This is a genomic window from Burkholderia savannae (genome assembly GCF_001524445.2).
GTDB lineage: Bacteria > Pseudomonadota > Gammaproteobacteria > Burkholderiales > Burkholderiaceae > Burkholderia > Burkholderia savannae.
Map to the genome: position 1 here is coordinate 1,311,650 of NZ_CP013418.1, position 17,869 is coordinate 1,329,518.

General features: G+C 65.5%; 17 protein-coding genes. 11 read left to right on the top strand and 6 right to left on the bottom strand.

Annotation, left to right across the window (positions count from 1 at the left end; all coding sequences use genetic code 11):
• Positions 1-19: 19 nt before the first annotated feature.
• The 6 genes from WS78_RS26940 (at position 20) to phnY (ending at position 6,005) form a co-directional block, all read left to right on the top strand.
• A complete protein-coding gene (locus WS78_RS26940; RefSeq protein WP_038752706.1) occupies positions 20-928 on the top strand; it encodes a metal-dependent hydrolase in 909 nt (302 codons plus the stop codon).
• A 329-nt stretch (positions 929-1,257) separates the two neighbouring features.
• Positions 1,258-1,446 (top strand): hypothetical protein, encoded by a 189-nt coding sequence (locus tag WS78_RS36395; RefSeq protein ID WP_156432313.1) that lies wholly within the window; start codon positions 1,258-1,260, stop codon positions 1,444-1,446.
• A 106-nt stretch (positions 1,447-1,552) separates the two neighbouring features.
• Positions 1,553-2,464, top strand: coding sequence for a phosphoenolpyruvate mutase (aepX, locus tag WS78_RS26945; protein WP_038752572.1), 912 nt, complete (start codon positions 1,553-1,555; stop codon positions 2,462-2,464).
• Positions 2,465-2,466: 2 nt separating this feature from the next.
• Positions 2,467-3,681 carry a phosphonopyruvate decarboxylase gene (aepY, locus tag WS78_RS26950; protein ID WP_059578861.1) on the top strand — a complete coding sequence of 405 codons (1,215 nt, stop codon included), beginning with the start codon at positions 2,467-2,469 and terminating at the stop codon, positions 3,679-3,681.
• Complete coding sequence (locus WS78_RS26955) at positions 3,617-4,495, top strand: TauD/TfdA dioxygenase family protein (protein ID WP_081989974.1); 879 nt, start codon at positions 3,617-3,619, stop codon at positions 4,493-4,495. The genes aepY and WS78_RS26955 overlap by 65 nt, the downstream gene beginning before the upstream one ends.
• A gap of 37 nt (positions 4,496-4,532) precedes the next feature.
• Positions 4,533-6,005 carry a phosphonoacetaldehyde dehydrogenase gene (gene phnY / locus WS78_RS26960; protein WP_059578865.1) on the top strand — a complete coding sequence of 491 codons (1,473 nt, stop codon included), beginning with the start codon at positions 4,533-4,535 and terminating at the stop codon, positions 6,003-6,005.
• Between the two features lie 29 nt (positions 6,006-6,034).
• Here phnY and WS78_RS26965 read toward each other — a convergent pair whose 3' ends face one another.
• A complete protein-coding gene (locus WS78_RS26965) occupies positions 6,035-6,916 on the bottom strand; it encodes a LysR substrate-binding domain-containing protein (protein WP_059578869.1) in 882 nt (293 codons plus the stop codon).
• A gap of 116 nt (positions 6,917-7,032) precedes the next feature.
• Between WS78_RS26965 and WS78_RS26970 the strand changes: the two genes are divergently transcribed.
• Together WS78_RS26970 and WS78_RS26980 are read left to right on the top strand one after the other, a co-directional pair.
• Positions 7,033-7,758 (top strand): sulfite exporter TauE/SafE family protein, encoded by a 726-nt coding sequence (locus tag WS78_RS26970; RefSeq protein WP_059578873.1) that lies wholly within the window; start codon positions 7,033-7,035, stop codon positions 7,756-7,758.
• Between the two features lie 662 nt (positions 7,759-8,420).
• The gene (locus WS78_RS26980; RefSeq protein ID WP_059578878.1) at positions 8,421-8,807 is read left to right on the top strand and encodes a DUF2917 domain-containing protein; all 387 of its coding nucleotides are present in this window, start codon (positions 8,421-8,423) and stop codon (positions 8,805-8,807) included.
• A 734-nt stretch (positions 8,808-9,541) separates the two neighbouring features.
• Here the strand turns inward: WS78_RS26980 and WS78_RS26990 are convergent.
• The 3 genes from WS78_RS26990 to WS78_RS27000 form a co-directional block, all read right to left on the bottom strand.
• Complete coding sequence (locus WS78_RS26990; RefSeq protein WP_038752594.1) at positions 9,542-9,826, bottom strand: hypothetical protein; 285 nt, start codon at positions 9,824-9,826, stop codon at positions 9,542-9,544.
• Positions 9,827-10,253: 427 nt separating this feature from the next.
• Positions 10,254-10,538: a hypothetical protein gene (locus tag WS78_RS36400; RefSeq protein WP_156437508.1), complete on the bottom strand. Its 285-nt coding sequence runs from the start codon at positions 10,536-10,538 to the stop codon at positions 10,254-10,256.
• Between the two features lie 189 nt (positions 10,539-10,727).
• Positions 10,728-11,210, bottom strand: coding sequence for an NlpC/P60 family protein (locus tag WS78_RS27000; protein WP_059578893.1), 483 nt, complete (start codon positions 11,208-11,210; stop codon positions 10,728-10,730).
• 399 nt (positions 11,211-11,609) lie between these two features.
• Here WS78_RS27000 and WS78_RS27005 point away from each other — a divergent pair, with 399 nt between their 5' ends.
• Positions 11,610-12,911: an NCS2 family permease gene (locus WS78_RS27005; protein ID WP_038752600.1), complete on the top strand. Its 1,302-nt coding sequence runs from the start codon at positions 11,610-11,612 to the stop codon at positions 12,909-12,911.
• A gap of 1,014 nt (positions 12,912-13,925) precedes the next feature.
• On the opposite strand, the gene WS78_RS27010 is transcribed toward WS78_RS27005, so the two are convergent.
• Positions 13,926-14,213, bottom strand: a complete 288-nt coding sequence (locus WS78_RS27010; RefSeq protein WP_038752603.1) for a DUF1488 family protein — start codon at positions 14,211-14,213, stop codon at positions 13,926-13,928.
• A gap of 605 nt (positions 14,214-14,818) precedes the next feature.
• The gene (locus tag WS78_RS27015) at positions 14,819-15,013 is read right to left on the bottom strand and encodes a DUF2964 domain-containing protein (RefSeq protein ID WP_038752606.1); all 195 of its coding nucleotides are present in this window, start codon (positions 15,011-15,013) and stop codon (positions 14,819-14,821) included.
• 268 nt (positions 15,014-15,281) lie between these two features.
• Between WS78_RS27015 and WS78_RS27020 the strand changes: the two genes are divergently transcribed.
• Both WS78_RS27020 and WS78_RS27025 read left to right on the top strand, forming a co-directional pair.
• On the top strand, positions 15,282-17,231 hold the full coding sequence (locus tag WS78_RS27020) for a sigma-54-dependent Fis family transcriptional regulator (RefSeq protein ID WP_059578897.1): 1,950 nt from the start codon (positions 15,282-15,284) through the stop codon (positions 17,229-17,231).
• Positions 17,232-17,406: 175 nt separating this feature from the next.
• Positions 17,407-17,697, top strand: a complete 291-nt coding sequence (locus WS78_RS27025) for a 2Fe-2S iron-sulfur cluster-binding protein (protein WP_059578903.1) — start codon at positions 17,407-17,409, stop codon at positions 17,695-17,697.
• The last annotated feature ends 172 nt before the right edge of the window (positions 17,698-17,869 follow it).

The following is a 17,869-nucleotide window of genomic DNA, read 5'->3' on the forward strand; positions in this document are numbered from 1 at the left end:
ACCGTTGGAGGAGACATCGATGAATGCCCCTGAAAATCACTACCTGATCAAGGCGCGCCACGTCAAATTCGATTTCGCCAAGACACCGATCCAGTGGATCGAAGGCGATCCCGAAAGCACGCACATCATCAACACGCTGAACCTGCTGTTCCCGGAAGGCGAGCTGTGGTTCTGCCGCGTGTACAACAAGGCGCTGCCCCTCATCACCGATCCGGCGCTGCACGCGGACGCCGACGGCTTCCTGCGTCAGGAAGCCGTGCATTCGCGCTCGCACGGCAGCGTGCTCAAGCACTACTACGAGCGGCATGGGATCGACACCAAACCGTTCACGCAGCGGATCAACTGGCTCTTCACGAAGGTACTGGGCGAACGCCCGCTCGGCCTGAAGATCGGCCACACGCGCTTCTGGCTGCGCCAGCAGCTCGCGGTGATCGCATCGCTCGAGCACTTCTTCGGCTATCTCGGCAACTGGGTGCTGAACGCGCGTGGGCTCGACGACGGCCGCGCCGATCCGACGGTCGTCGATCTGCTGCGCTGGCACGGTGCGGAGGAAGTCGAGCACCGGGCCGTGGCGTTCGACATTTACCAGCATCTCGGCGGCCACTATGTCGAGCGCGCGGTCCACATGACGTTCGTGATCCTGGTGCTGCTCTACTTCATCACGTCGGGCGCGAAGTACATGTACGAGCGCGATCCGAGCACCGGCCGCTATCCGGGCTTCGTGCTGTCGTGGTGGCGCGGGTCGCGCCGCGGCCATCTGCCGTCGTTCTGGAAGACGATCGGCGCGGCGCTGCGCTATTACCGGCCGAGCTACACGCCGCACGGCGAAGGCTCCACCGAGGTCGCGCTCGCATATCTCGCGCGCTCGCCAGCGGCGCAGGCCGCCGCGCACGGCGGCAACTGGGGAACGGGGAAGGCAGCGCCCTGACGCGACGGCGGACGGGCACCGTGCGAGCACGCGCGGGGCCCGATTCGATTCACTTTGTGTGCCCGCGTGCCGTCCGCTTCGCCGGCGCAGCACTCGTCGCTTCAGTTCAGCGGCGTCTCGGCCGCTCGCATCACCGCCTGGCCGGGTCGTCGCGCTTCGCCGGCTTGCCGTACTTCTCGCCTTCTCGCCTTCTCGCCTTCTCGCCTTTGAGCCTTTGAGCCTTTGAGCCTTCCGGCGCATCGAACGACGCACGTACCCACCTTGCTCGATTCGTGTCGCGCCGCGGCCGCCGCCCGCAGTCGCCGCGCATGCCACCGGAACCTGCGCCATTGGACAACCTCGGCACCTCGCGCTCGCCGTGCCGCGCCGCCTTTCGATCCATTCGCCCCGCGCCATCCCGGCACACCTGGAAAACGCCTGTGCGCGCCGAGCCCCATGCCGCCGATGCCGAAAACGGAATGAACGCGCCGCTTGTTGCCGTCTCCGTCGATCCGTACATTCGCGGCACGCACGCGTGACTTTATTTCACGGAAGCCGGTTTGACATTGTCATCCAATCTTCATAAACAATAACAATGACCCCGAACTTAAATTATTAAATTGCTTCATTTACAAGGAGCAAATCGTGCCGATAAGAGAATTAATAAGCGCGCCGATTACCAACGAACAAAGACGTCGATCATTTCGGGACAAACTGGCGGCCGGCCGCGCGCTGCGCTTCATCGAAAGCCACAGTCCGATTTCCGCAATGATCAGCGAGAAGGTTTACGTGGCGGACGGTGCCACGCAATCCGAGTTCGACGGCTTCTGGTCGAGCTCGCTGACCGACTCGACGCTGCGTGGCCGGCCCGACATCGAGATCCTGGACATCGCGAGCCGGCTGCCGAACGTCCAGCACATTTTCGATGTCACGACCAAGCCGCTCATCATCGACGGCGACACGGGCGGCAAGCCCGAACACTTCGCGCTGAATGTCCAGTCTCTGGAACGATCCGGCGTGTCGGCGGTGATTATCGAAGACAAAACGGGGTTGAAGAAAAATTCGCTGCTCGGCAACGACGTGATTCAACACCAGGAATCGATCGACGACTTCTGCGAAAAGATTCGCGTCGGCAAAGCGGCGCAGATCACCGACGATTTTCAGATCATCGCCCGCGTCGAAAGCCTGATTCTCGACAAGGGCATGCCGGACGCGCTCGAACGCGCGGCCGCCTACTGCGAAGCCGGCGCCGACGGCATCATGATCCACAGCCGGAAGAAGGACGCGGACGAAGTCGTCGAATTCGCGCAGCGGTTTCGCGCGCTCGGCCACGACGCGTATCTCGTCTGCGTTCCGACGAGCTTCAATGCGATCTCGTTCGGCGAGCTCGCGCGGCACTTCAGCGTCGTCATCTACGCGAATCATCTGTTGCGCGCCGCTTATCCGGCGATGCTGGCGGTCGCGGAAGGCATCCTCGCGCACGGCCGCACGCTCGAAATCGAGGAGCGCTGCCTGCCTGTCAATGAAATCCTGAAGCTCATTCCGGGAACCGCCTGACCATGAAATCGGAAGACCTGATCGGCATACTGACCGATGCCGGCGTCGACCTCGCGGCCGGCGTTCCGGATTCCTTATTGAAATCGTTCTGCGGTCGCCTGAACGATCCGGATTGTCCGCTTCGTCACATCGTCGCGAGCAGCGAGGGGGCCGCGATCGGCATCGCGATCGGCCACCATCTCGCGACGGGCCGCATGCCGGCCGTCTACATGCAGAACTCCGGCATCGGCAATGCGATCAATCCGCTCGTGTCGCTCGCGGATCGCGCGGTGTACGGCATTCCGCTCGTGCTGATCGTCGGCTGGCGCGCGGAAATCGCGGCGGACGGCTCGCAAGCGCACGACGAGCCGCAGCACGCGACGCAGGGCCGCATCACGCTGCCGCTGCTCGACGCACTGTCGATCCGTCATCTCGTGTTGAACCGCGCGTACGACGATGACGCGGCGATCGCGCGGCTGATCGATGACGCGCGGCGCACGTCGCAGCCCGTCGCACTCGTCGCGCGCAAGGATACGTTCGACGATGCGCCCGCCCACCGGACGAACGTCGCACACGCGCAGCTCGGCAAAATGACGCGCGAACGCGCGATCGAGCTGATCGTCGAGCATGCGGGCGACGCGACGGCGATCGTGTCGACGACGGGCGTCGCGTCGCGCGAGCTCTATGAGCTGCGCGAACGGCTCGGCCAGTCGCACGCGCGCGATTTCCTGACGGTCGGCGGCATGGGCCACGCGTCGCAGATCGCGGTCGGCATCGCGCTCGCCCGCCCACGACAACAGGTGATCTGCATCGACGGAGACGGCGCGCTGCTGATGCATATGGGCGGCCTCGCATACTGCGCGAGCGCGCCGAACCTCGTGCACGTCGTCATCAACAACGGCGTCCACGATTCCGTCGGCGGACAGCGCACGCTCGCCGCGCAGTTGCGGCTTTCGCACATCGCGGCATCGTGCGGCTACGCGTTCGCCCGGACCGTCGCGACGCCGATCGAGCTGGAGAGCGCGCTTCATCACGCAAGCCTCCTGGACGGCAGCGCGTTCATCGAAGTGACGTGCCAGCCAGGCTATCGAAGCGATCTCGGCAGGCCGCGCACGTCGCCCGCCGAGAACAAGCGCGGTTTCATGGCGTTCCTATCCCACAACGGAGCAACACATGATCGAAACGACCACGCGCAGGAAAGTGGCGTACAGGACGCTGTCCAGTGCGCTCGGCAGTGAGGTGTACGGCTTCGACACGCCATTCCCTAACGATTCCGACGCCGTTCGGACGCTGATCGACGCGTGGCATGCGGGCGGCATCTGCCGGCTTCGCCAGCAGCGGCTCGGCATGGCGGAGTTCGTCGAGTTCAGCCGGATCTTCGGCAAGCCCGAACGCGCGCTGAACCAAGAGCAGAAGCTGACGTCGCGCGACGATCTGCCCGAGCTGATGATCGTGTCGAACATCTTGGAGAACGGCGTGTCGATCGGGCATCTCGGCTCGAAGGAAGCGTACTGGCACACCGACATGTGCTACACCGACGTGCCGCCCATCGCGAGCATCCTGTATGCGATCGAGGTTCCCGCGCATGGCGGCAACACCGAGTTCATGAACATGTACAGCGTCCACGACGCGCTGCCCGCGTCGCTGCGCAAGCGGGTCGCCGGCCTGTCGATCAAGCACGATCGCAGCTACACCGCGGTCGGCGAGCTGCGCTATGGGTTCGACTCCGTCGTCGACGTGACCGCCTGCCCCGGCTCGGTCCATCCGATCGTGCGCGTCCATCCGGTCACGCAGCGGCCGTATCTGTATCTCGGGCGCCGATTGAACGCGTACGTCGTGGGCCTGCCCGTCGACGAATCGGAAGCGCTCCTCGACGAACTGTGGCGCTACACGCGGCTCGACGGCATCACCTGGACGCAGCGATGGGAAGTCGGCGACATCATGATCTGGGACAACCGCTGCACGATGCATCGGCGCGATGCGTTCGACGAGCATGCGCGGCGCCTGATGTGGCGCACGCAAATCGAGGCCGATCCCGCGCGGCCGCTGTAGCACCCGCACATCCGACACGAACGATTGCGAGGCCCAATTGACCGCTCATCGCACCGCCGCTTTCGACCGCGTCGCGCGCGCGCTCGGCGCCCGTGGCAAAACGTCGTCCGGCACGACGCTCATCGTCAGCAATCCGTACAATCGCGAAACGATCGCCGAACTGCCGCTTAACGACGGCGACGACGCGCGGCGCAAACTGCAGGCCGCCGCGCGTTTCAGGAGCACGCTCAGCCGCCACGACCGCATCGCCGTGTTCGAAAAGGCAATCGCGTTGCTCGCGGCCGAAAAGCGCGACGCGTCGATCCTCGTCACGCTCGAATCGGGCCTGTGCCGCAAGGACACGATGTACGAGATCGACCGCGTGATCAACGTGCTGCGCGCGGCGATCGTCGAGCTGAACCGAGACGACAGCCAGACATTCTCGTGCGACAACACGTCGAGCGCCGACAAGCGCAAGATCTTCACCGTTCGCGAGCCGCTGCGCGGCGTCGTCGCCGCGATCACGCCGTTCAACCACCCGATGAACCAGGTCGCGCACAAGATCTGTCCGGCGATCGCGTCGAACAACCGCGTCGTGCTGAAGCCGTCGGACAAGACGCCGCTGTCGGCGCTGTACCTGCTCGATCTGTTTCGCGAAGCCGGATTGCCGGAACCGATGTTCGACGTCGTGATCGGCGAGCCGGACGTGGTCGGCTCCGAGCTCGTTCGCAACGAGCATGTCGAACTCGTCGCGTTCACCGGCAGCGTCGCGGTCGGCAAGCGGATCGCCGAGATGGCCGGCTATCGGCGCGCGATCCTCGAGCTCGGCGGCAACGATCCGCTGATCGTGATGGAGGACGCCGACCTCGACCGCGCCGCGCGACTCGCCGCCAGGGGCTCCTACAAGAATTCCGGTCAGCGCTGCACCGCGGTCAAGCGCATCCTTGTCGAGCGATCCGTCGCGGGCAAGTTCATCGAACTGCTCGTCGAACACAGCCGAAGCTGGAAAACCGGCGATCCGATGGACGAGCACGTCGACATCGGCACGCTGATCGACGATGCGGCCGCGACCGAATGCGCGCGACGCGTCGACGAGGCGGCAGACGCCGGCGCACGCGTGTTGTTCGGCCATCGCCGCGACGGCGCCGCCTATGCGCCGACCGTGCTCGACCGCGTCGATCCGGCGCTGCGGCTCGTCCAAGAGGAGACGTTCGGCCCCGTGTCGCCCGTGATCACGTTCTCTGGCGTCGACGAAGCAATCGCGATCGCGAACGGCACGCGATACGGATTGTCATCGGGCGTGTGCACGAACCGGTTCGACTACATCATGCACTTGATCGCCCATCTCGATGTCGGCACCGTCAACGTGTGGGAGGTGCCGGGCTTCCGGATGGAAAGCACGCCGTTTGGCGGCGTCAAGGATTCAGGGCTCGGCAGCAAGGAAGGCATGCAGGAGGCGATCAAGAACTTCACGAACCTGAAGACCTATTCGCTGCCGTGGGGCCCGCTCGCGCAACCCGATGCGGCATGAAGGAACGGGCATGCGCGATGCGGCGCGCGTCAGCCGGCAGCCGCCGCCGCGAGCCAGTCCTCGAACTTGCGATGCAGCGCCGTCTTCTGAATGCCGATCGGCGTGACCACATAGTAATCGTGCGGCGCCACCCGGATGTCGCCGAACGGCGCGACGATCCTGCCGCTCGCGAAATCGCGGCTCAGCGTGACGACCGGCCCGATGCCGACGCCGAGATCGTCGACGATGCCCTGGAACGTCACATGAAAATGATCGAAGCGCTGCCGCCTCGTGAAGCGGTTCGCGTCCAGTTTCGCCGCAGCGAACCAGTCGTCCCAGTGGCGCGGGCGCGTTTCGGTTTCGAGGATCGTATGGCGTGCGAGATCCTCGAGACGATCGAGCGGCACGCGGCTCAGCAGCGACGGCGATGCGACGACCGTGTGATGATCGCTGAGAAAGCGGATCGCCGATTGGGGATTGAAGACCTGATCGTCGCGTCTTATCGCGACGTCGCAACTCCCGCCGCTCGGCTGTTGCTGCGTCGTGACGGTCAACACCTGCACCATCGCGTCCGGATGCGCGTCGCGAAACGCCGCGAGACGGGGAATCAGCCAGCGCATGCCGAACGTCGTCGGCACGCTGATGCGCAGCACTTGCCGCGCGCTGCCCTTGCCGTAGCGCTGAACGATGTCCGTCAGCGCGTCAAGCGCGCCGCCGAGCTCCTGCGCGAACGCTCGCGCATGCACGGACGGGACCATCCGCTGACCGTCCTTCTCGAAGAGGCTCGTGCCGAGCCACGATTCCAGCGTCTGAATCTGGCGGCTGACCGCGCTGTGCGTGACGCACAGCTCGTCGGCTGCCGCCGTGAAGCTTCCCGCGCGGCACGCGACCAAAAACGTTCGGATTGCCGCCAATGGGGGGAGTGCCGACATGGCTCGTACTTTATGTCACGGATGCGTGAAATTTTAGCACTGTGCCCGACTTGCCGATTGACTACGATGCAAGATCGTCCCCAATCCGGAGGTCGACTGGTCGAAGAGGATTTTCAATGACTGCTTATGCGATCGTATTGCTGATCGGCGTCGTCGCGGGCGTCGTCAGCGGCGTCATCGGAACCGGTGCGTCGATCATGCTGCTGCCGCCGCTCGTGTTCTATTTCGGTCCGAAGCAGGCCGTGCCGATCATGGCGATCGCCGCCGTGCTGGGCAACGTCTCGCGCGCGTACGTGTGGCGCCGCGACATCGCATGGAAAGCGTTCTTCGCCTATTCGATCGCCGCCGCGCCGGCCGCCATGCTCGGCGCGCGGACGCTGTGGGTGCTCAAGCCGCAATGGGTCGACTGCGCGCTCGGCGTGTTCTTCCTGTCGATGATCCCATACCGATACGTAGCAAGCCGAAACAAATTTTCATTGTCCGCGTGGCAGTTGTCCGCAGCGGGCGCGGTCGTCGGCTATCTGACCGGCATCGTGTTCTCCACCGGCCCGCTGACGCTGCCGATCTTCTCCGCCTACGGGCTGCTCAAGGGCGGCCTGCTTGCAACCGAAGCAGCGGCGTCGCTCGTCGTCTATGCGAGCAAGCTTGCCGCGTTCGGTCAGCTTGGCGGCCTGCCGCTCGACGTGGTGATCAAGGGCACGCTCGTCGGCGCATCGCTATCCGCGGGCATCTCGATCGGCAAGGCGGTCACGCTGCGCCTGTCGACGAGCGCGTTCCACCGGCTGCTCGATCTCGTGATGCTGTCGGCCGGCACGACGCTGCTGTGGGGCGCGATGCGCTGATTCGAAGCCCGTGCGTCAGCCGGACCGAATAGCCGCTGCGCGCTCGGCGCGCCACGTGCCATTCGCGTTTGCGGCGAAGCCACGTTGCCGATTCGGCAACGATCCGGCAACGATCCGTTTGCGGCTCGCGTTGCCGTCGCGGAGTCGAACGACTCGCCGTGCGCCGGTCCGCTCGATTCCGCGATACGGCACACGCGATCGCTTCACGCAGGCCTCGCATTGCGCCACCTATCTGATGTCGACATCCCCCTTTCGACGACTCGGCGCCCGCGCCAGTCCGGCCGTGACGCGAACCACGCTGCCGCGGCGCAACGGATTCGTTCCGCCCTACTGAGGACCGCGCGCCGCGGCGGCATGCGCCGCCGGCTGGCATCGTCGTCGCGAACGCCGCGTCGCGCCGGCGAACACGGCAATCGCGCTTGCCACAATATTTTCGTTGACAAGCCAACGAAGGATGACGAAACTCATCGACATGGATACGCGCCTGCACATCGCCATCGTAAATGCCCACCCGCCAATGAACGCCCGTTGTGGCGTGTCACCGGGGGCGCTCGCGCGTTAGCTATCCGCAACATCGGATGTCAAGAGGCCCCCGCCGGAAACGGTTGGGGCCTTTTTCATTGCGCTGCGCTCCTTCCGCCGGCTCTATTCAGGAGAAGACGATGGACCAGGCAAGCCGGTTGTTATTTCGTCCCGATTCGACGCGGCACGACGGATATGACGCGATCCAGCTGCCGCGCATGACGCTTCACTTCGCGCTCGAGCCGCGCGCGATGATGACGTGGCTTGCGCGCAGCCACACCGAGATCCGCGTGCTGAGCTCGCGCGTCTGGCTCACGCGCTCGTACAGCGTCGACGACTACTGGCTGCGGCCGGGTGACGTGCTACACGTGCCGCGCGGCGAGCGCATCTGGCTCAGCGCCGACGGGCCGTCCGCCGCGGAGGTCTCGCTGACGACGGCGTACGCGCGCCGGCGCGGCTGGATCGGCGGCATGATCGACGGGCTGCTCGACATCGCGGCGGATCTGACCAGTCCGCGCCCGCGTTGACGCGTCGTGCGAGCAGACGCAGAGGCATGCCGCGCCGGCTCGACGCGACAGACGCCGTTGTGAACCGTTTGGCGTCTGTTGCTTCGCGCGATGAAGCGGAACAACGGACGCCTCGCGAAAGCGACGGTGAAGCTCACCGTCGCGTCGCATGCATTTCGCGCAGTCGCGTCGCCTTCTATCATCAGGACCGCTATGTATTTCGAAGCCGAGAGAAACGAAATCACCAAGTGGCCGATCGATGCCGGTACCGCGTGACGCGACTTCGCCCGTCGCCCGCGCCCGTCGAATACCGTCGGCCGTGCGTCGTCATCGGATGCATCGGATCGGAGCGCTCACGCACGACCGATCGAACAAAATCGCGCGCCGCCCTTCGAATCGCGATGCGCGCACGATGATCCGTCGACGCACGACAACTGCGAACTCGGTTCGCGCGGATGCCCCGCCGACGGCCAGCCGCCAGCCGCATCGCGCACGTCGTGCCGAATCGCATGACCGCGAGCACGCGATTCCTGCATGCAAGCGCGCACGGCGTTTCAGGAAAAATGAGGAAACGTTGCGCGCACCGGTTCGGTCCGTTCCCCGAACGAACGCACGCAACGCATGTGTTGAACGACGACGCCCCGATCGATGAACGGCGCGCTCGAAATGGCGGCGAAGCGCGCACGACAAAGCGCGCCGAAAACATCGCGGCCGGCGGGCACGTGCCGCACGCCGCGAACCGTTCGCACGCGACGTTACGTGCTCGCCGCGAGACGCGGCCCCGACGCGCCGCGCACGGCCGTCGACGGCTCTTCGTCGGTCTTTTGCACCTGCGCGCTCACCCAAGGATCGATGCCTTGCTTCTGCACCTCTTCGAGAAACGACACGCGCGCGCGCCAGTAATCGGCCTGCAGCTTCGCGTCGATCACGCGCTGCTCGGCGGCGAACAACTCCATCCGTGCAGTCACGAGCATCGACGCCGCGCTCTTCTCGGGAGTGGGGGCGTGACGCAACGCCCATCGGCTGATCCAGTTCAACATGCTTGCCTCCGTATTGACGGATGAAATCGCGTGGGGCGCGTCCCACCTGCGAAACCCTGCCCCTGCACTCACCTTCAGCTGCCACTGCGAAATGCGCCGATTCCCGCGTCCGCTCCCGGCACCCGACGGCCCCGACGCGAGCATTGTCTCTATCCTAGTGAGAGAATCGCGTTAATGCGATGACGACTTGCATTCTTTTACACAAGCCACCTTATTGCAACATCCTAAAAAACAACGATATCCCATTGATCCAGAAGAAAAATATCCGTCGAAAAATATATGTAAACACCTATCTCTAAAATCAACGGATTTGTAGCAGGAATTGGGTGAATTTCCGGATGTCGATCGTTTGGCAGCGCATGCTTTCGACCGAAACCTTACGCCGATTCTCATGGACTTTTTTCTTTTCATGCGATTGGCGCGGGCATCATGCGGCCGCAAAGCCGGCGAGCTTGCCTGCCGTGCAATCCGCCAGGAATCGCGCGAGGCTGGCCATGCAGCCGCATGTTTCGACCGCGTACGGTCGAACATGACGCCGTACCGGCATGCACGACAATGGGGCGTCGCGCCGTCGCAACGCGCGAGCACGCGCCATTGCGGCATGAAAGTCCATCACGTCGCATTCGGCCGATTTCGATGCGCCCACTCGGTCGCGCCTGCGATACGGCTCGCCGTTGCTTTCGAAGATATTACGATCGGCAATGCGAACCATGCGTGACGGTCCGCCACTCGCACGCAACTTGTTCGCCACTCGTGCGCATATCAAGCCGTCATTCGTGCGCGGCGCGTCGACCCGCCACGCACCGCATGTCGTCACCGGCTCGGCGTCGCGTGCGGCGCGCACAACGCGCGCAATGCGTCAGTCACGCGCAACGTTCATCCGCAAGCCGCATTCCGTCCGTCATCCGAGCCCGCCTTCGTCGGGCCACCGGTAACCGAGCAGCCTCGAACGCGCATACGCGAACTCGCGTACCGCGCCGCGCTGATTGCCGCCGAACAGATACACACGTTCGTCGTCGTGCCGCACATAGAAGCCGACATGCCCTCGCCAGCTCGTCGGACGATCGCGCGTCAGCACGGCGACGCATCCATAGGCCGGCTCGCTCAGCGCACGGCCCCACTCGAGCCACGATCGCGCGAGCGCCGAGCCCGTTCCCGATATCCCGACGCGCGCGAAACACCAGTTGACGAACGACGAGCACCACGAAATCTTGTCGTCGTAGCCGGCGAGATTCGTGCAGCCGTTGTATTCGATGATGCGCGGATTGCTTGCGCCGGCCCTGAAACGCCGAACGCCCTGTTCCGCGAGCGCGACGGACATCCAGGCAGGATGGCCGGCATCGGCTTGCTGTTCGCCGTGCGCCGGCACGACGCTTTCATGCATTCGAGCGATCGACGTCAAGCTGAACTCTCCAGTTCGTGAATAGGCGGCGCACCGGCACGGGCGTCGACGCCGTTCGTTGTTCGTTGTTCGACGCCGCCAGGGCGCCGCACGCGGCGCACGCCCTTCTCGCTACCGGCAAGCGGTCATTTTAACGACTCGCCGACGAACGCGTGCGCGGACGCCGCCCGCCCGAATTCTCGCCGCGCTCGCTGCGCGAGCCGCCGCGAGCGCGATGTCGAATCGCGATCAATCGCCGCAAATATATCGTCCCGCCTATGTCCGCTATTACAATCCGCCGATAGCCGCCCAATAGTGGCTGGTTACAGTACGTCCGCCACGCGGGCAACACAACTCACAAAGCATTCAGCAACACGACTACTCGACCGGAGAATCGCCCACATGGAATCGATCAAACGGTACTTCGGCTTCGCGGAAGCCGGAACCGACTTGCGCACCGAAATACTCGCGGGCGTCACCACGTTCCTGACGATGGCCTACATCATCTTCGTCAACCCCGCGATTCTCGGTGATGCGGGCATGCCGAAGGAATCCGTCTTCGTCGCCACGTGCCTCGTCGCCGCGCTCGCATCGGTCATCATGGGCCTGTACGCGAACTACCCGATCGCCTGCGCGCCGGGCATGGGCCTCAACGCGTATTTCGCTTACACCGTCGTCAAGGGCATGGGCTTTACGTGGCAGGCCGCGCTCGGCGCGGTGTTCATCTCCGGCTGCCTGTTTCTGCTCGTCACGCTGTTTCGCGTGCGCGAAGTGATCGTCAATGGGATTCCGAAGTCGCTGCGCATCGCGATCACCGCGGGCATCGGCCTTTTCCTCGGCATCATTTCGCTGAAAACGGCGGGCGTGATCGTCGGCAGCCCGGCGACGCTCGTCACGCTCGGCGATCTGCACAAGCCGACGACGGTCCTCGCGATCATCGGCTTCTTCGCGATCGTCACGCTCGATTACCTGCGCGTGCGCGGCGCGATCCTGATCGGCATCATCGGCGTGACGATCCTGTCGTTCTTCTTCGGCGGCAACGAGTTTCACGGAATCTTCTCCGCACCGCCGTCGATCGACGCGACGCTGTTCAAGCTCGACATCGGCGCCGCGCTGTCGACGGGCATCATCAACGTGATCCTCGTGTTCTTCCTCGTCGAGCTGTTCGATGCGACGGGCACGCTGATGGGCGTCGCGAATCGCGCGGGGCTCCTCGTCGAAGGCAAGATGCATCGCCTGAACAAGGCACTCCTCGCCGACAGCACCGCGATCGTCGCGGGCTCGGTGCTCGGCACGTCGTCGACGACCGCATACATCGAAAGCGCATCCGGCGTGCAGGCGGGCGGGCGCACCGGCGTTACCGCGATCACGGTCGCCGTGCTGTTCATTGCATGCCTCTTCATCGCGCCGCTCGCGAGCGTCGTGCCCGGCTACGCGACTGCGCCGGCGCTGCTGTACGTGTCGTGCCTGATGCTGCGCGACATGGTCGACGTGCCGTGGGACGATGCGACGGAGGCCGTGCCCGCCGCGCTCACCGCGTTGCTGATGCCGTTCACGTACTCGATCGCGAACGGCGTCGCGTTCGGCTTCATCGCCTACGGCGGCCTCAAGCTGCTGACGGGCCACGCGAAGCAGGTGAAGCCGATCGTCTGGATCATCGCAGCGATCTTCCTGTTCCGCTACTTCTACCTCGGCGCCGAATAACGGCGCGACGCGCGGCGGCGAACGCGCAAGCGACTGCCGCCGCAAACGGCTCGTCCGCGTCTGGACGCGCGGGCGACGACGCAGCCGTATGGGGAACGGTAATGCCGCGCGACGATGCGCGATCTCGGAAGCCGACGCAACGACGGCATGCGCCGGGCGACAGATTCGTCGGCAATGCTTGAATTCCCAACTAGCCCGCCGCCCGCGCGACAGTTGCGCGCCGGCAAGACGTCTCGCCGCGATCCGGCGGCGATTGTCACGCGTGCGGCTCCCATGCGCGCTTGCTCGTGCGTTCGCGAGGCTGCTATGACCGCGACAGAACGCAATAGGAACGTCACCGCTGACGCATCCGCACACCGGCGAGAGTCCGACGTAATATCCGACCGAAGGACGTCAACGAAGCCGGCGTCCTCACTGCGAATTCCATTCGGCGCAGACAGCGACGCATTCGTCTTTAGGATAACCGATCGAACGAAGCTCGACCGCGAGCGACCGATTCGGCGCGCGGCCAATAAGCTCGCTTGCGCGGCGGAACGGCTCGTCGGCAACCGATGATTCGACGGTGCGAGAGTCGACTGCGAAGAGAGATCCGCGAAACATGCAACGCCGCGACAGTCGCGCCCGGAAGGAGCACGTGTTCTCATCGCGACCATTCGAAGCGCGCCTGCGCGCTCGTCGACAGGCGGCTCGATAAGCGAATCGATTAGCGGCTCAAAAAGCGGTTCGATAAACGGCTCGCAAGCGACCGAACGAAGCCCGACGAACAACCGACGCAGCGCTCGCGCAAGCGCAGCCGGCCACGGGCCACGCAACGCAACGCAACGCAACGCATCGTCGCGCGCATGCCGTCCACTGCCGCGAATCCTCAAATCAACGACCCGCAGAAGCGAACACGCCCGCGTGTCGACGCAGGCCTGCACGCCGCATCTCGCAAGCATGCCGAACGAATCCACTTCGGCTCATAAAAAACGAGCGCCACCCGCGGGCAGCGCTCGTTCGCGAAGTCGGCGCAATCTAGCGCACGTTCGCCTCGTAAAACCTGACGTACCCGCTTCTCAACACCACGCATTGCGCGCGGGTCTCGGACAACAGGCGTCGCGCCGCGGCCTCGATACGGAGCCGGTGCGCATCGAACGCCCCCACCATATCCTCGAAGCGCGGCGAAGCGGCACCGTAATGGTCCTCGAGCGCCTCGGCGGTGATATGGCATTGAACCGGCTCGCCGTCGACCATCGCCATGAACGCGAGCGTCAATTCGCGCCCCGAATATTCGGGCGCATCGTTCGTGAACTGGATCTGCATCGGAACCGCCTTTGCCGTAGCTCGAGAATGCAAGAAACCGCGTGCCGCCGGAAGGGTTCGCCGGCCGGAAGCGCGCGGGCTGACCGGAGCGGCTGTCGTGCGGCGAGCGGCGCGCGCTCGCCGGATGCTCCGGTTGACTTCACTTTAGTCGCTTTCCGGCACGACACAAGATTTCGTCAAAAAACCCTGCGCGCGCGCAGGCTCCCGCGCATTCTTCTGTCAATTGACCGCGCAACGGCTTGACTGCAGGAAGAATCGTGCGATGAATCGTCGTGGGAATCGCACACCGGATTCGACTGCGAATCCCGGTATCAGGCAGTTGCAAACGAGAGGAAGCGATGGTCCGCGCCGCATTTCCGCGTGCGGTTCGTCGACCGGCGAACTCCGCTCGCGGGCCGTCGGGTTTCGCGCGAACGAGCTTCGATGGCCTTCGCTCGAGTCGACGCGCGCACCGCCGCGCCAAAGCCCTTTATATTGCGACGGGCATGCGGGTTATATACCGATCGCATTCGGCAGCGCTCGTCGCGTCGCACAACGCGCGAGCCGATCGGGCCCCACGGCGCCGCGAGCGCGCTCGCCGTCGCGCCGCCCGCAGGCCATCCCGCTCACTTCTTTTCGTCCTTCGGCCAGACGTTCAGTGCAACCGCGCAAGTCGTCACGCCGAGCGCAATCGCCGCAGCGCCATATCGCACCGCAGCATCCTGGTCGAACAACAATCCGTGGATCGCCACGGCAATGCCGGCCAGCGAGACGAACGTCGCGATCGCGGCGAGCACCACTCTCAGTTCCGTCCGAACCATGATGATTCTCCCCGAACGGATGCATGTCGCGGCGCATGCTGAATTGCGGGGACCGTTCATGATTTCCGCATCGGTCCGGGCGGGGCGCGGCGCGTGCGCACCCTGTTTCCATCATTGCAGGCCGGGGCACAAAAGCAAGCGAAATTCGATTTGCGGTCGCACATCGCGCGCGGCGCTTGTATGATGGGCGTGCCCGCGCCGCCACGTCCACCGCTGCGCCGGTCGAGCGGAGCGCACACTCCGTCGGCGGGCCCCATGGAGACAAGTCATGCCGCAATCTTCCGTGCTGCCCGCCGTGGCGAGCCGCGTCGACCTGCTCGCGCAAGCGCACGCCCGCTCATCGTCGGTGGGCCTGCGCGCATCCGAATTGCCCGATTTTTCGCCGCTGTCGCGCACCGCGCTGCGCGAACTGATCGACGGCAGCCAGTCGCTGTACACGCATGCGCGCCCGGTGATGGACACGCTGCACACGCAGATCGCCGACACGCAAAGCCTCGTGCTCCTGACCGATCGGGACGGCGTGATCCTGCACAGCATCGGCGACGCCGATTTCGTCGAGAAGGCGAATCGTGTCGCGCTCTGCCCCGGCGTGTCGTGGGCGGAGGACACGCGCGGCACCAACGCGATCGGCACGGCGCTCGCCTCGGGCCAGGCGCTCGCCGTCCACGGCGCCGAGCATTTCCTGCGCGCGAATCACGTGCTGACCTGCTCGTGCGCGCCGATCGTCGATCCCTTCGACCGCATCCTCGGCGCGTTGGACGTGAGCGGCGATCCGCGCGGCTTCAGCTCGCACACGCTCGCGCTCGTGAAGATGTCCGCGCAACTGATCGAGAATCATTTGTTCGCGAACCAGTGCGCCGACGCGCTGCGCGTGCGCTTTCACGCACACGACGAATTCGTCGACTCGCTGTTCGCGGGCCTCGTCGCGTTCAGCCCGAGCGGCGCGCTGATCGCGGCGAACCGCAGCGCGCAATTCCAGCTCGGCGCTGGTTTCGATGCGCTGCAGCATCGCGGCTGCGACGAGCTGTTCGGCCTGTCGTTCGCGAAGCTCGCGCAGCATGCGGCGCACGAGCCGCTCGCGTGCTTCGCGCTGACGCTCGGCAGCGGCGTGCGCGTGCGCGCGCGCTGTGAATTCGCGGATGCGCAGCGCACGGCCGTTCCGGTGACGAGCCGCATCGCGCCGCCCCGTAACGCCGAGAGCACGCGCGACGACGATCCCGACGCGATCACGTTCGCGACGCTCGACACGGGCGATGCGCGCATGGCCGCCGTGCTGCAGCGCGTCGGCAAGGTGCGCGGGCGCGACCTGCCGGTGCTCGTGCTCGGCGAAACCGGCACCGGCAAGGAATGGCTCGCGCGGGCGCTGCATCGTGCGTCGCCGCGCCGCGACGGTCCGTTCGTCGCGGTCAATTGCGCGGCGTTGCCTGATTCGCTGATCGAAGCGGAGCTGTTCGGCTACGAGGACGGCGCGTTCACCGGCGCGCGCAAGCGCGGCAGCCCCGGCAAGATCGCGCAGGCGGACGGCGGCACGCTGTTTCTCGACGAAATCGGCGACATGCCGCTCGCGCAGCAGGTGCGGCTGATGCGCGTGCTGCAGGAACGCGCGGTGATGCCGCTCGGCGGCGCGCGCGCGGTGCCGGTGGATTTGCGGATCGTCTGCGCGACGCACCGCGATCTGCGCGGGATGATCGCCGCCGGCACGTTCCGCGAGGATCTGTTCTACCGGATCAATGGCCTCGCGGTGACGCTGCCGGCGCTGGCCGAGCGCTCGGACCTCGAGACGCTCGTCGCCCGCGTGCTCGCGCGGCTCGCGCGCAGCGAGCCGATGCCCGCCGCCGTGTCGCCGGCCGTGCTCGCCGCATTTGCGCGCTGCCGCTGGCCCGGCAATCTGCGTCAACTGACGAACGTGCTGCGCACGGCCGGGATGCTCGCCGAAGGCGAAACGCAAATCGACGTCGGGCATTTGCCCGACGATTTCTGGCTCGACTGCCCGCAGCCCGCGCGGGAAGCCACGGCGACACCCACCGACGGCGACGCGGCCGGCGCGGCAGCGGCGTTCGCCACCGCCGCGCCGACGCTGCAAGCCCATCAGTTCGCGCTGATCGACGGCGCGCTCGACCGGCATCGCGGCAACGTGTCGGCGGCCGCGCGCGAGCTCGGGCTCGCGCGCAACACCGTTTATCGACATCTGCGCAGACGACGGCCGCCGGGCGTCTGAATCGTCGGTGCCGCCGGTGCCGCAGCCAGCCGCGGACGACGAGCGCGGCACCGCGCGTGCGGCCTTGCGTACGATGCGCAGATGGGCCGCGCTGCGTGCGCGGCGAAACGCGCGAGCGCATCGGGTATCCTTGCGGCTTCATCGTCCACGACACCGCGCCGCCGCTTACGATCGCATGACCGAAGAACGTTCGCACTGGGTGCGAGTCGAGCCGCTCGGAGCCGGCTTCGACGCGCCCGAATCGCTGTCGCTGCTCGAAGCCGCGGGCTTCGCCGGCGTATCGCTGCCGCGCTCGTGCCGCAACGGCACGTGCCGGACCTGCCTGTGCCGTCTGCGCGAAGGCTCGATCGTCTACCGGATCGACTGGCCCGGCGTGAGCGCCGAAGAAAAAGCGGAAGGCTACATCCTGCCGTGCGTCGCGATCGCGCAATCCGATCTCGTCATCGAGGTGCCTGACGCCGAATGAACGCACGCGCGGGGATCGTGCAAGGAGATCGCAGGTGTCCGCGCCGGGCCGCGCACGGCGGGCATGATCACATGCCGCCGCGCGCCCGCCCGACAGCCGGGCCGCCGCCGATCACATGGTCGAAAGACATGCACGGCCGCGTATCGAGCGCGCTTCGCTCGACAGTCGACAC